The organism is Paenibacillus sp. FSL P4-0081, from assembly GCF_000758565.1.
Classification (GTDB): domain Bacteria; phylum Bacillota; class Bacilli; order Paenibacillales; family Paenibacillaceae; genus Paenibacillus_AQ; species Paenibacillus_AQ phytohabitans.
Genome location: NZ_CP009280.1, coordinates 6815684 through 6829587, shown reverse-complemented (window position 1 = coordinate 6829587; position 13904 = coordinate 6815684). Strand labels below are relative to the sequence as shown.

At 54.3% G+C, this 13904-nt stretch carries 10 protein-coding genes and 1 pseudogene; 10 read left to right on the top strand and 1 reads right to left on the bottom strand.

Annotated features, from left to right (window positions below):
- The first annotated feature begins 12 nt into the window (after positions 1-12).
- The 7 genes and pseudogenes from cobA (at position 13) to ypfJ (ending at position 7985) form a co-directional block, all read left to right on the top strand.
- Positions 13-1560: a uroporphyrinogen-III C-methyltransferase gene (gene cobA / locus P40081_RS29050; protein ID WP_042141576.1), complete on the top strand. Its 1548-nt coding sequence runs from the start codon at positions 13-15 to the stop codon at positions 1558-1560.
- A 152-nt stretch (positions 1561-1712) separates the two neighbouring features.
- Positions 1713-2711: a porphobilinogen synthase gene (gene hemB / locus P40081_RS29045; RefSeq protein WP_042139602.1), complete on the top strand. Its 999-nt coding sequence runs from the start codon at positions 1713-1715 to the stop codon at positions 2709-2711.
- Between the two features lie 44 nt (positions 2712-2755).
- Positions 2756-4057, top strand: coding sequence for a glutamate-1-semialdehyde 2,1-aminomutase (gene hemL, locus P40081_RS29040; RefSeq protein ID WP_042139601.1), 1302 nt, complete (start codon positions 2756-2758; stop codon positions 4055-4057).
- A gap of 86 nt (positions 4058-4143) precedes the next feature.
- Positions 4144-4905: pseudogene (locus P40081_RS29035) on the top strand (RluA family pseudouridine synthase); the annotation flags it as partial.
- Positions 4906-5769: 864 nt separating this feature from the next.
- Complete coding sequence (locus tag P40081_RS29030) at positions 5770-6207, top strand: hypothetical protein (RefSeq protein ID WP_042139600.1); 438 nt, start codon at positions 5770-5772, stop codon at positions 6205-6207.
- A gap of 194 nt (positions 6208-6401) precedes the next feature.
- Positions 6402-6956: a hypothetical protein gene (locus tag P40081_RS29025; RefSeq protein ID WP_042139599.1), complete on the top strand. Its 555-nt coding sequence runs from the start codon at positions 6402-6404 to the stop codon at positions 6954-6956.
- Positions 6957-7127: 171 nt separating this feature from the next.
- On the top strand, positions 7128-7985 hold the full coding sequence (ypfJ, locus tag P40081_RS29020) for a KPN_02809 family neutral zinc metallopeptidase (RefSeq protein ID WP_042139598.1): 858 nt from the start codon (positions 7128-7130) through the stop codon (positions 7983-7985).
- Positions 7986-8292: 307 nt separating this feature from the next.
- Here ypfJ and P40081_RS29015 read toward each other — a convergent pair whose 3' ends face one another.
- Complete coding sequence (locus tag P40081_RS29015) at positions 8293-9534, bottom strand: GGDEF domain-containing protein (RefSeq protein ID WP_042139596.1); 1242 nt, start codon at positions 9532-9534, stop codon at positions 8293-8295.
- Between the two features lie 197 nt (positions 9535-9731).
- Here P40081_RS29015 and P40081_RS29010 point away from each other — a divergent pair, with 197 nt between their 5' ends.
- The 3 genes from P40081_RS29010 (at position 9732) to P40081_RS36775 (ending at position 13551) form a co-directional block, all read left to right on the top strand.
- The gene (locus tag P40081_RS29010; protein WP_052422066.1) at positions 9732-11153 is read left to right on the top strand and encodes a glycosyltransferase family 4 protein; all 1422 of its coding nucleotides are present in this window, start codon (positions 9732-9734) and stop codon (positions 11151-11153) included.
- 137 nt (positions 11154-11290) lie between these two features.
- Entirely contained in the window at positions 11291-12676 is a 1386-nt protein-coding gene (locus P40081_RS29005) for a LysM peptidoglycan-binding domain-containing protein (protein WP_042139595.1), read from the top strand.
- Positions 12677-12900: 224 nt separating this feature from the next.
- The gene (locus P40081_RS36775; protein ID WP_052422065.1) at positions 12901-13551 is read left to right on the top strand and encodes a stalk domain-containing protein; all 651 of its coding nucleotides are present in this window, start codon (positions 12901-12903) and stop codon (positions 13549-13551) included.
- Positions 13552-13904 lie beyond the last annotated feature (353 nt).

Below are 13904 nucleotides of genomic sequence, written 5' to 3'. Positions count from 1 at the left end.
GGGATGACGGAGATGGCGGGGAAGGTTTATCTTGTAGGTGCAGGTCCGGGGGATGCCAAGCTGATTACGGTTAAAGGTCTGGAGTGTATCCAGAAGGCAGATGTGCTGGTCTATGACCGGCTGGCGAGTCCAAGGCTGTTGAAGTGGATGAAGCCGGGCGGGGAGAAAATATACGTAGGCAAGCTGCCGGACCGCCATACGATGAAGCAGGAGGACATTAATCAGCTGCTTGTCGATCTCGCTCTGGAGGGCAAAACGGTAGTGCGTCTGAAGGGCGGAGACCCGGTGATTTTTGGCCGGGTGGGTGAAGAAGCGGAGCTGCTGCGGCGGCATGGCATCTACTACGAGATTGTGCCGGGTATTACCTCGGCTATCAGCGTCCCGGCGTACGCCGGTATTCCGGTAACCCACCGGGAGGCTGCGTCTTCCCTGTCGATCATTACCGGACATGAGAGCCCGGATAAGCTGGATCATTCCATTCATTGGGATAAGGTGACGAATGCCACGGGAACCCTGGTGTTCCTGATGGGCGTCGCCAAAATCGGATATATCAGCGCCCAGCTGATGAAGCACGGGCGTCCGCCGGAAACGCCGGTGGCGCTGGTGCGCTGGGGGACACGTGCCGATCAGGAGACACTAACCGGCACGCTTGCCGACATTGAAGCGAAGGTCAAGGCGGCGGATTTCCAGCCGCCGGCCGTTATCGTTGTCGGCGATGTAGTGCTCCAGCGGGAGCACCTCATGTGGGTTGAAGCGATGCCGCTGTTCGGCAAGCGGATTGTGGTGACGCGGGCCCGCAGCCAGGCCAGCGAACTGGTAGACCGGATCGAGGAGCTTGGCGGCGAACCGTATGAGTTCCCTGTCATTGAGACGGTTATGCAGCGTGATGCGGACAAGCAGGCAGAGATTGCTTCAGCGCTTGGCCGGCTTCCAGAGTACGACTGGGTGTTCTTCACCAGTCCGAACGGCGTGGACTTCTTCATGCGCCATCTGGCGCAGTTGAAGACTGATCTGCGCGGTCTGTACCGTGCGCGGATATGTGCGGTGGGACCGGGTACGGCTGCGGCGCTTGCCGGGCGCGGGCTGATTGCCGAAGAACTGCCTGGACGCTTCCAGGCAGAAGGGCTGATTGAAGCCTTCGGCGATCAGCTGCAGCCGGGGCAGAAGGTGCTGCTGCCGCGCGGCGATCTGGCGCGCGAGTGGCTGCCCGGCAAGCTGAAGGAGCTGGAGCTGGAAGTGACTGAAGTGGATACGTATGAGACTGTGGTTACTGGTGAAGATGATATTGAACTGGTGAAGCTGCTCGAAGAGAAACGGATTCATGCGGTCACCTTCACCAGCTCTTCCACGGTGCGCAACTTCATCTCTATCCTGAAACGGATGGGCCTGGAAGATCCGCTGACGCTGCTGGCGGGGGTCAAAATCGCCTGCATAGGTCCGGTAACCGAACAGACTGCTGTGAAGGCCGGGTTGACTCCGGGCTTGCTCCCGGACGAAGCGACGATCGAAGGGCTGGTGCAGGAGCTCTGCCGCTGGAATGAAACAACGAGGCTCAGATAACCTGCGGCCTGGTTTCCGCTATTCCGCTATGCAGTCTGGGCCCTGCAATTTTGAACAATGCATTTCAACTTTGCGTTTTGTGATTTCATATTCGAATAAGGCTTGAGACAGATAGATGTGTTTAAATACTTACTGTACAGGAGGAAACAGCAATGAGCTTTCCAATAACTAGACACCGCCGCTTGCGCGGTACAGCCGGAATCCGAGGAATGGTGCGGGAGACCGTCCTGAACGTGCTGGACTTTATCCAGCCGATATTTGTAACCTACGGTACCGGTGTGAAGAATGAGATTGGCTCCATGCCCGGCGTGTATCACTTCTCGCTGGATACCCTGAAGGCGGAAGTGGATGAGATTGCCTCCCTGGGAATTCCGGCCGTATTACTGTTCGGCATTCCCGAAACGAAGGACGCCATCGGCTCCTCCGGATTCGCTGAGGACGGCATTGTGCAGGAGGCTACCCGGCTGATTAAGCAGTGGTATCCCGAGCTGCTGGTTGTCGCCGACACCTGTCTGTGTGAATTCACCGACCACGGCCACTGCGGTATGGTACATACCCATACAGTTGACGGCGTAGTACATGGCGATGTGCTTAACGATGCTTCGCTGGAGCTGCTGACCCGCACGGCGGTATCCCAGGCCCGGGCCGGTGCGGATATTATCGCGCCTTCCAATATGATGGACGGGTTCGTGCAGGCGATCCGCAACGGCCTTGACGAGAATGGTTTTGAGCATGTGCCGATCATGTCCTATTCGGTAAAATACGCATCCGCCTTCTACGGCCCCTTCCGTGAAGCGGCAGATTCTGCACCGCAATTCGGTAACCGCAAAACGTACCAGATGGACCCGGCCAATCTGCGGGAAGCGATCCGTGAGGCTGATTCAGATGTGCTGGAAGGCGCTGACATGCTGATGGTTAAGCCCGCGCTGGCTTATCTGGATGTCATCCGGACGATCCGCGACCAGTTCGATCTGCCGCTGGTGGCTTACAACGTGAGCGGTGAATATTCAATGGTAAAAGCGGCTGCACAGCAGGGCTGGATCGATGAGCAGGCAGTTGTCCTGGAAATGCTGACCGGCATGAAGCGCGCCGGAGCAGATATTATTATTACGTATTTCGCCAAGGATGCAGCCCGCTGGCTGCGCGGCTAGACTATATTCAGCTGTATAATTCAGCAGAGCAGGAGTGAAGAAGCATGGGCAATGTGCCGCTTACACGCAGGGAAGAGGCTTCCCGCACAGCTTTTGAAGAAGCGAAACAGTATATTCCGGGAGGGGTCAACAGCCCGGTCCGGGCATTCAAATCCGTAGGATTGACCCCGGTTTATGTAGACAGAGGCGAAGGCTCGCGTATCTTCGATATCGACGGCAACAGCTTCATCGACTACGTCTGCTCGTGGGGACCGCTGATTATGGGCCATGCCCATCCGGAAGTGGTGAAGGCGCTGCAGGAGACTGCGGTTAAAGGGACAAGCTTCGGCGCACCGACACTGCTGGAGACCGAAATGGCCAAGACCGTGGTGGAACGTGTAGCATCGGTGGACATTGTGCGCATGGTGAACTCGGGAACAGAAGCTACGATGAGTGCCATCCGGCTAGCCCGCGGATATACAGGACGCAGCAAAATCCTCAAGTTCGAAGGCTCCTACCACGGCCACGCCGACAGCCTGCTGATCAAAGCCGGTTCCGGGGTTGCCACATTGGGATTGCCGGATAGCCCCGGTGTGCCGGAAGGTGTAGCCATCAACACCATAACAGTACCTTACAATGACCTGGAAGGGGTCAAAATCGCGTTCGAACGTTACGGCAATGAGATTGCCGCTGTGATTGTTGAGCCGATTGCCGGGAATATGGGCGTAGTGCCTCCGCTTCCGGGTTTCCTGGAGGGTCTGCGCAAGGTGACGACGGGGTATGGCGCGCTATTGATTTTTGATGAAGTGATGACCGGCTTCCGGGTGGACCGCGGCTGTGCGCAAGGGTTGTACGGTTTGGACCCTGATCTGACCTGCTTCGGCAAGGTTATCGGCGGCGGTCTCCCGGTAGGTGCCTATGGCGGCAAAAGAGAGATTATGGAGCAGATCGCTCCCTCTGGCCCGATCTATCAGGCAGGCACACTCAGCGGGAATCCGCTGGCCATGGCGGCTGGTTACAGCACGCTGAAGCTGCTGACACCTGAAGTATATACCCGTCTGGAGGTGTTGGGTGCACGTCTGGAAGCGGGCCTTAAGCGTAACGCGCAGGAAACTGGCATCCCTCTCACGATTAACCGTGTGGGCTCTATGGTCTGCCCGTTCTTCACTGAAGGACCGGTTGTCAACTTCGAGACGGCCAAGACCAGCAACCTGGATCTGTTCAAGCGTTATTTCGGCAAAATGCTTGATCAGGGCATCAGCGTTCCCCCATCCCAGTTTGAAGGCATGTTCGTATCCGCTGTGCACAGTGAGCAGGATATTGATGATACGATTGAGGGCCATTATAATGCCCTGAAGTCGCTATGACAGGCGGGCCGGAGGAGTTGTCCTGCACAAGTATCCCTAGTGGAGCGGATGCAGATACAGGGAATACTGGCGCGGTCATCAGGAACATCACCGGCGGCGGCAAATGGACCCGGCGCGGAGAGTGGCTTCAAGTCATGCCGGGCCGGGTGATTACGGCTGCGGCCGACAGGCAGGCCGCCATTGACGCCTGGCTGCTCGGCACGGCCGGGATGCCGGAGAAGCTGCACTCGCGGCTGCGCCGCGAAGGCGGCATCCAGTGGAAGGGCGACCGGCTGATGCTATCCCTGTTCCCTTACCGGGAAGCAGGTATTGAGCCGGTATGGCAGGAGCTTGAAGTACTGTACGAGGATGACTTCTGCCTCGTGGTCCATAAACCGGCCGGCATGGCGGTTCATCCGGATGGCAGCGGAGCGGGCGTAACGCTGGATCATATCGTCGCAGCGCATTACGCCGCTTCCGGCGGAGGAGTAGCCGTCCGCCATATTCACCGCCTGGATAAGGATACAACAGGACCTGTGCTCTATGCGAAGAACGAATACGCCCAGCTTGTGCTGGACGAGGATATGCGCGACAAAACCGTATCCCGCCTCTACGCGGCGATTGTGGAAGGCATTGTGCCGCCTGAGCTTACCGTGATCGATGCCCCGATCGGCCGTGACCGCCATCATGCGGCGCGCCGGCGGGTCTCGCCGGGAGGACAGGCGGCGGTCACGCGAATCATAGGGCGGGAAGCGCTGCCTGGCGGAACTGTGCTGAAGGTGCAGCTGGAGACGGGGCGCACGCACCAGATTCGTGTCCACCTCAGTCATGCGGGTCATCCGCTGTACGGGGATGACCTCTACGGCGGACCCGGCTGGCATACAGCAAGTGTCCGTGCGGGCGGCAGCAAGAACGACAAGCTGCCGCTGCGTACGGAGCCGGGTAAGGTGAAGTCGGCGATTACAGCCTGGTTCGAAGAGCAGGAGAAGGTGGGCATTACACCGGGACTGCAGGAGCCGGGCAAGCTGGCTGGTCCGGGCCGGCCGGAGGTTAAGCTTAAGGCCAAGGCGAAGCCGGCAGGTGCAGACCGGCAGGCGCTGCATGGCGAGAAGCTTATTTTTGCCCACCCCTGGACCCGAAGCAGGGTCGAAGTATCCGATCCATGGCCGGAGGATATGCGGAAGCTTCGCGTGCAATTAGGCGGGGAGCCGCTGAACTAGTATAGCGCTTAGGAGTATGCGGCATGCTTAATTGCACTTTGTACAACTAAATCGTCAGTTTTACAACCAGTTATCCGTTTAGTTGTATTTCGTGCAATTAAACTGCCGTTTATAGAAGGTTTTCACCGATTCGGGCGGATTTAGTTGTACAGAATACAGTTATACGATGCAAGCACATCTTTTCGCTATTTTTAATTGTACAGAATACAACTATCACCGAGTTTCCATTTGAAATGGAATTTCATATAGCGGCTGATCGTCATCCGCGAAGCTATGTAAATTAACCAAGCAGCGATTCTCCCATAGGAGGTTGCTGCTTTTTTTTGCTATCTGCAGAACAAATTAATAGAAGTGACAGAGATTGGCTGAACAAGGCCAATGCCGCTATTTCTTTTCCGGCCCTTGCTGTTCTGTTACCCAAGCCTATCCGGCTGTAAATATTCCGGCGGAGCGCAGGGTTCCGCTGATACATTTCCGCATTGCTGTTCGTCTTACTGAAAAGGAGATGAGTCTATGAGACGCAAACGCAGAGTAATCCTGGCAACAGCACTGGGTGCAGCGGTTATTGCCACCGGACTGATACTGGCCGCACAGTTGAACAGCAAATACGGCATTTTGAGTATGGCTGCCCAGTTCCAGAGCTTCAAGGTGACAGTATACAATGAGTCCGACTTTGATCTGAGCATCCTTGAGACTGGTGTGGTTACGAACGCAGCTGCCGGTGCCTCCACTGATGAACTCGGGAAAACGCTCAGCAGCGGAAAAACAATCAAAATCAGACCCCGGCTTAGCTTAAGCGGCGAGGGGGGCATTTATCTGAAATATACAGATCCAAGGGCGCCGGAGGTAGCTCAAACGGTTGGAATATGCTCCTACACCGAATCTTTATCCGGATATTCCAAGGTCACGATAACGAATAATAAAGTGACTGTGAAAGAGAATTGCAGCTGATATTGTTGCTGGTTTTATGGGGGCGATCTGCTTTTTAGCGCGTTTCACCTCCAGTTATCCCTTCATTTCCCTGTTAAAAATACATATTCCAATTTTTTGCAGTTTACTAGTAACATTTGTAACAGACGGATATCCAATATATTGATAAATATAGTATGTAAGCGTATCTCATAACATTAACTGGGGGAATCTTTGTGAAAAAAGTAACAAAACTAATGCTCGTAGCTGGTATCTCGTTGGCACTTGTAGGGGTAGGCAACAGCGGCGCCTTGAACAGTGTAACATCTGCAGCGAGCGCACCACTTAAGGTAGGCCGGGTGGAAGCGGCTGCCCATGGTACCAAATGCTTCACAGTAGCTGTTGCTGTAGTACAGAACGGTGTAATCGTTGCAGCTTCGCTGGATGATTATCAATTCCTGGGTACAGATGTAGCAACTGGCGTTCCTAACTCCGACAAAGAATTTGGCCTGAACGGCTACAAAGACCCTAACGTAGTTCTGGCTTCCAAGAAAGCTAACGCTAAATACTACAGCGAGCATATGGCTGAAGCAGCAGGCTCCACAGTTTCTTATGACAAGAACATTGCTGCTGTTGAGAAATTCGCTACAGGCAAAACAATCAAATCCCTTGAAATGACGCTTAGCAAGAAGTCCGCAGAGCAAGTAGTTGATGCTGTAAGCGGTGCTACTCTGGTGGATACCTCTAACTATCTGAAAGCAATTTTGGACGCTGCTAAAGCTGCCAAATAATTGCCCTTTTCATATTTGCTTACGGGACTCCTTCACGGCTGCGGCTGTGCGGGAGTCTTTTTTATGTCCGCTTTACGGGGAGAGGCGAGTGGGACCCCTGTGTTTATGGGTATAACAGTATTAAGATGAAATACATCCTGTAAACCGGAATTCATAACTGGGGGTTGGGCCATGAAATGGCAGGGCAGAAGAGGCAGTTCGAATGTAGAAGACCGCAGAGGAAGCAGAGGCGGAGGCGGCAAGCTGATTGGCGGCGGAATTAGCGGGATCATTATTGTGGTGATTGTTACGCTGCTGAGCGGCGGGAATATCGGTGATATTATGGGCAATCTGACTTCCACAGGCTCCAGCACCAGCTCTAATGTTCCTTACGAGCAGACCGCACAGGAGAAGGAGTTGTCGGAATTTGTATCCGTAGTACTGGCAGATACCGAAGATGTCTGGTCCGAAGTCTTCCAGGAGCAGGGGAAGACGTACCAGGACCCTACGCTTGTGCTCTATAGCGGCAGCGTGGACTCTGCCTGCGGAACCGCCAGTTCGGCAGTCGGGCCGTTCTATTGCCCCGGGGACGCCAAGCTGTATATCGATCTCAGCTTCTACGACGAGTTGCAACAGCAATTCAATGCTCCGGGCGATTTCGCCATGGCTTATGTAATTGCCCATGAGGTGGGTCACCATGTGCAGACACTGCTGGGTGCTTCCGAGCAGCTGAATTCGCTGCGCCAGAGCCTGAGCGAGACCGAATTCAACAAAGTTCAGGTCCGCTTTGAGCTGCAGGCCGATTATTACGCCGGGGTATGGGCGAAGCATGCCCAAGGAATGAACCTGCTGGAGGAAGGGGATCTGGAGGAAGCCTTAACCGCGGCGAGCGCAGTGGGGGACGACACGATCCAGAAGCGGGCACAAGGCTATGTGGTGCCTGACAGCTTCACTCACGGCACCTCCGAGCAGCGCAAACGCTGGTTCTACAAAGGGTTCAACTCCGGCACCATTGAAGGCGGAGATACTTTTAATGCCACTGAGCTGTAGAGGCTAAGCTGTAGATACTGAACGGTAGAGGCAAGCGTATCCGTCCCAATGCTGGTTTATACTGGCGAAGACAGGCCCTCTGTCTTCTCAAAAGCCTTTAAATGTCAATAAAGCAGCGATTCTCTTGGTCATTGGAGGATCGCTGCTTTGCGTTATTGTTTATAGTTCTTTAAAGATTTTTGTAACCATTCCCGCTTAAACAGCGGAGCGTCCATCCAAGCGGCCATTTCATGGCTTTTGGGACAGCTCCCTCTTGCTTGCAATGCACAGCGCTCCCGTACCTGATCTTCACCGTTCTAAAGTCCGGCTACGGACGAAGGTCATTGCGGTACGAGAGCCGGTTGCGGCCGAGTTTTTTGGATTCAAGCAGAAGCTGGTCGGCGTAGACATAGCCTTTTTCCATAGAAGTCTTCTGGCCGGGGTCTGCCTTGTAATAGTACAGTCCGAAAGAGGCGGAATACGGCACGCGGATCATCTGGTCCTCGAATTCTGCGGCTACGCTGTGTCCGTGAAGGCTGTCCAGGATTGCCTGAATCTGTGACTGGCACTCCTCAAAGGTTCTGTTCCTGAGAAACACGGTGAACTCTTCCCCGCCGCTGCGGAACAGGATGTCTTCTTCCTGCAGAAATTGCTTCAGTGTATCGGCAAAATCAATAATGACGCGGTCACCGACGGCGTGGTTGAAGGAATCGTTGATTTTTTTGAAACGGTCGATATCCGCCACTACAATTCCGATATATTCCCCGCTCTGGTTCAGCTCCTTCATCATCTTGTCCATGTGGGCCCGGTTATAGGTTCCTGTCAGGAAGTCGCGGTAAGCCATCTGCTCGAACTTGTCGCGTTCATATTTGTGCTGGGCGCTTTGCGATTTGGAATAGAAGGAGAGGCTGACGATGTAATTGAGCAGGAAGAGGGCAATCAGCATTTCCCATTTCTCCATTTGCAGCAGGCGCAGGAGCAGCGCATTGGTCAGGGCTACCTTGCTGAAATCAAGCAGGTTACGGCTCCGGAACAGCAGGTGACGGGCTTCCTTGCGTGTCTTGATGTCTCCAGAGAGCGCGAAGGTTATGATCAGGAACGTGGAGGACAGCAATGTGGTGACACAGACGACCAGGAGAAACAGGAGCCAGTATCCGAGCGGAAATCTCTCCGCAAAAGGGTGAAGCACAGTGTACAGATAATACGCGGCCGAGCCGCCCAGTGTAAAGGACCCAATATTGTAGAAGGTGTCCAGAAATTCGCCGGGATCGGCGGTTTTTGTCTTCTTTTTATAGAAAAATACAACGAAGCGGTATACGGTTTCGAACAGAAAGGTGCCCAGCGGTCCGGCGAAAATTCCGAACGAAGAGGTATAGCTGATAGCATAATCGATCGTAGAATTCCCGCTCCGGGTCACGATGCGCAGTTGAAAGTAGAAGCTGGAGAAGAGCGTATAGAGCACCAGCGCCTTGATATATGTATCGTCCAGAACTATAGCATGTTTGGGAATGAAAGCTATAGCAACGGAAGCGGCAAACAGGGAAAGGTCAAATACCCGTGCTTTAGACATGACAGAAGTTTTCCTTTCAGGATTTATACCGATTATAACCGAAAAGACGTTTTTTGATTATAAAGTTATTTTGGGATTTTTATAGATTGAACCATACACCCATGTCCTATATCCGGCAGCGGTCATATAATACTTTGTTAATGTGGAGCCGTCTGCTCTCGTGCAGAAGTGAATCTATAAGCCGGGGAGAGGAAGTTATGAAAATATTGCTGGTTACCTACTGGGGCCTTACCAATATGGGCGGGATCTGGACGTATATGAAACAGCTTGCCGATAAGCTGAGCGAACAGGGACACTCCGTCACACTCATGGGAAGCCATGTGGAGAACAACACCTTGTATTTGCTCGGGCAGAATGCTTCTTTTGATAAAAAAGCTTTCTATACCCTGCTGCTCCCGCACCTTGATATTACCTTATTCCCGCATCTGCATCTGGAGCATGGGATATTCAGCTTTGAGCTGGGACGTTATGTATTTGAGGGTGGAGCAGCGGTTCTGGGGCTGGAGAATTATGATGTCATTCATGCCCAGGACCCCATTGCCTCCTACGCGCTGCGGCGGATTATGCGACGTCCGGTTCCTCTCGTATCCAGTGTGCACGGGGCATTGTCCCGGGAAGCTTATTATGAATACAAAGGGCTTGAGCCTGGACTTACCCGCGAGGAATATGAGCGCCGGCCGATCTGGCGGTATTTCCGGCGGATGGAGGCGCTCGCGGCCCGGTCAGCTGACTTGATTATGGTCTCTTCGAACTGGATTGGTCAGCTGACCCAGGAGCTCGGTGTAAGCAGAGAACGGATTCATACTTTGCCGTATGGAGTGAATCTGGAGCAGTATGCGGCCAGGGCGGCGAGGCCTTCACCGCTTAAGATCGGAGGCGGAACCAAAGTAATCATGTATGCCGGACGCCTCGAATATATCAAAGGTGTGCATGTACTGATCGAGGCTCTGGGAATGCTGCAGAAGCACCGCACAGACTGGACCTGTGTAGTGGCCGGCATAGGCAGCCTGCTGGAAGAGCTCAGGGAACAGGCGCGCCAGCTTGGGATTCTGGAGCATATCCGCTTTGCCGGGAAGCTGGATAATATTCCGGCAGCACTAAGTGAGGCTGATATTTATGTACAGCCTTCCCTGCAGGATACTCAGCCGTTCTCGGTCACCGAGGCTCAGCTTGCAGGCATTGCCCCGATTGTTGCCGGCACTTCAGGTATGCCGGAAATGGTCCGCCACGGGGAGACCGGCTGGATCGTTCCGCCCGGTGATGCCGCCCGGCTGGCCGGGCTGCTGGAACAGCTGCTGGATAATGAGGAGCTGAGAGTACGTACCGGCTTCCAGGCAAGGGAGTGGGCGCAGCGCAGCCGTTCACTGGATGTCATGGCGGCCGGAACGCTGAATGTATACCGTAAAGCCATAAGTATGCTGGAGAGCGTACAAAGCCCGGCAGTCCGCTCGGCCTTGGGAGCAGAGCCGGCGGCAGGACCCGTTCCCGGAGCCTTCCATCCAGCCGATGTGCTGAATGCAATGTATCCCGGCATTCCGCTTGCGGCGAGCATGCGGGCAAGGCTCCCGCAGGATTATTCCATTCCGGACCCTCTTACGGTACTCACCGATCCGAAATAATTTCCTGTCCGCCGAAGTAGGCGGCAAAGTTGTCATGCCTTCCTGATTGAAGCATATACATGAGTGGAGTAACATTTTGGGCTTATGCTCTGGGCTTGTCTCAGGGATAGATTATGCCAAGAAGGAGGACATTTCCCGTGTTTGACCAGTCACACGGCTTGCGGTTTGATATTTATGAACGCATTCACCTTTCGGAAGAGCTTCCGGGAATAGCTGAGCTGGAGGAAGTCGAGCTGATTCCCGACATCCAGGTAATCCAGCGGGAGGACCGGGCGGAATTGCACGGGCAACTGCTGCTCACCGGACTCTACCGGGGGGAAGATGATCGCACACAGCGTCTGGAGCATGCGATTCCTGTTGAAATCACAGTCCCGCTGACACGGGTCAGCTCACTTGAAGACATAGGGGTTGAGATCGAGAATTTCGATATTGACCTGCTTACGATGCGAACCGTCAACATAACAGGGGTGCTCTCGCTGCGCGGAATCGGAAACGCGGATGCCCAGCCGGCCTGGCAGCAGGAGGAATATACAGTAGCCTACTCCCCTGAGGCTGAAGCGGATAACCGCGGGCCGGAGAATGATGCGCTATATGAAAATTCGCTCTGGACCTACGGGGAAGGTGTCGCGGAGGTTTCAGTGGAGGATCAGGAATATGCGGATTCCGTGGAAGCCGCGGGTAATCCGCTATTCCTGGAAGGCTCTTTATACACTCAGCCTTCGGCCTTAGTATCCGCTCAGTTGAAGGACAAGGAACCCAAGGTAAGAACGCATAACCTGGATTCCCCACCCGCAACCGTTCCATCCGGAACAGCGGATTCCGGGCAGAACTACAGCAAATCTGCGGCTGAGCCGGTCTCCAGTCATTTTCTTCCTTCCCGGGAGAAGACAGAAGAGCCTGGTGCGGTAAATGATTCGTTCAAGGCAGGTACGGAGGAGCCCGGTTTCCAGACGGGGACAGCCGCGTTGAATACTGTGGATCATTGGGGTACTGCCAGTCTTCATGCAGTCAATCAGGCAGAGCCGGTATTCACATCCGCAGCCAGTGATGATACAGCAGTGCTGGCCGAGAATGAAGAAGTGCCTGAAGAGGTTCAGGCTATAGACAATGAGAGCTTCGTGTCCGAGGAGTTCTTACCTCCCCAGGAGGAGAAGCAGGATCTCAAGATTGCGCTGGGCAGCAAAAAAGATCCGGCAATTGCCGAGCAGGAGCCATTGACCTTCTCTTCGCTGCTCAGCTCCAGCCGTGCGCGCAAGGAGCAGGAGATTCTTCATTCCGAGGAAGTAGCCTCCAAAGCGGCGGTTATTCCTGAGGCAGGGAATGATACCGAATGGAAAAGCCGGTTCATCGGCGGCCTTGGCGGTACAGAGCTGTTCCGCAAAGTGCGGCTCTGCATCGTCCAGCGGGAAGAAACGCTGGATACGATTGCCGAGAAATATCAGCTCAGTACCAGAGAGTTGTCCATGTATAACCGGCTCTCCGGACAGAATGTAGAAGAAGGTCAGGTTTTGTATATTCCCTAGGATGGACTGGGGAATGCGGCAGGAAGTTGCGGGGGGCTGTCCCACAAGCCATGACATGGCTGCTTGGGGCAGCCTTATTTTTTTACATAGGGTATATCTTGGCCCGGCCTGTTGCGGGTTCATATTCGCTTAGGCAGGGTTAATGGTCACTACCGGCTTATGTCTTGGCAGATTCAACCAGCTGTGCGCCGGTATACACCACTTCTTGGGAGGATGAGATATTTATGAAGAAAAAAGTGACGGCAGCCGCGATCGCATTGGGCGTGGCGCTGACTGCTTCGGCCGGCGTCTATGGCGCGGGCAACCTGCAGGAGATCCGGGCATCACTGAATTACAAGCTCGGGATCATCGTGAACGGGCAGGTCTATACGATGAAAGACGGCAACGGTAAAACGCTTGCCCCGATCACGTACAATGGCACAACGTACCTGCCTGTACGCTCAATCAGTGAAGCGCTGAACACCTCTGTCACTTATGACGCCGCAAACAGCCGGGTCGTCATCGGCGGCTCCGCTTCTCCTGGCATATCCTCTCAGGAACCGGCCGCGGAACCGGTACAGCGTCCGAAGAGCCTGCCGTCCGACTTCCCGCTGCCGTCCGATGCCAAAGTATTCAATCTGATTGAAGGCTCGGCGACCGGCACGCCGTCTGCGACGTTCAGCTATCTGACGAAGCAGGACCTGGAGACGCTTGGCAATACGTACAAAGAGTATTTTGTGCGCAAAGGCGCCACCGCCAAATCCGAGGAGATCTCCGCGGAAGCCTTCTCGATTATCGATGCCGGAAGCACGTTTTCTGTTACACTGGACGCCTACCTGGGAACTGGCAGCTATGGAGGCTACAATATCGTCAACGTGATCTGGAGCGGGAAGTAAGCGGTAGATGGGCAGCTCTCTGTGTATTTATCTCTGTTAGCCCTGTGTATACAACTCCGTTAGACATTTTTTTGAACCGGGCGGTATAAACTCTGACCTTTGTGTGTATGCTGGTTGACTAGGAATAGGACTGAATGTATTATTGACATAAGTAATAACTAGCATAAAGACTGGGAACGGGAAGAGTAGGCGGTCAGCCCTTCAGAGAGCGGAATTGTAGTTGCTGTGAATTTCCGCAGGATGCAGCCCCCGAAGTCGCCCCGGAGTCGCCCTTCTGAGCTTGCCTCCATGTTTATGGAGACCAGGTTAGGATGTGGCCGGACGCAGCCGTTATCTGCATGAGTGTCGCGCTA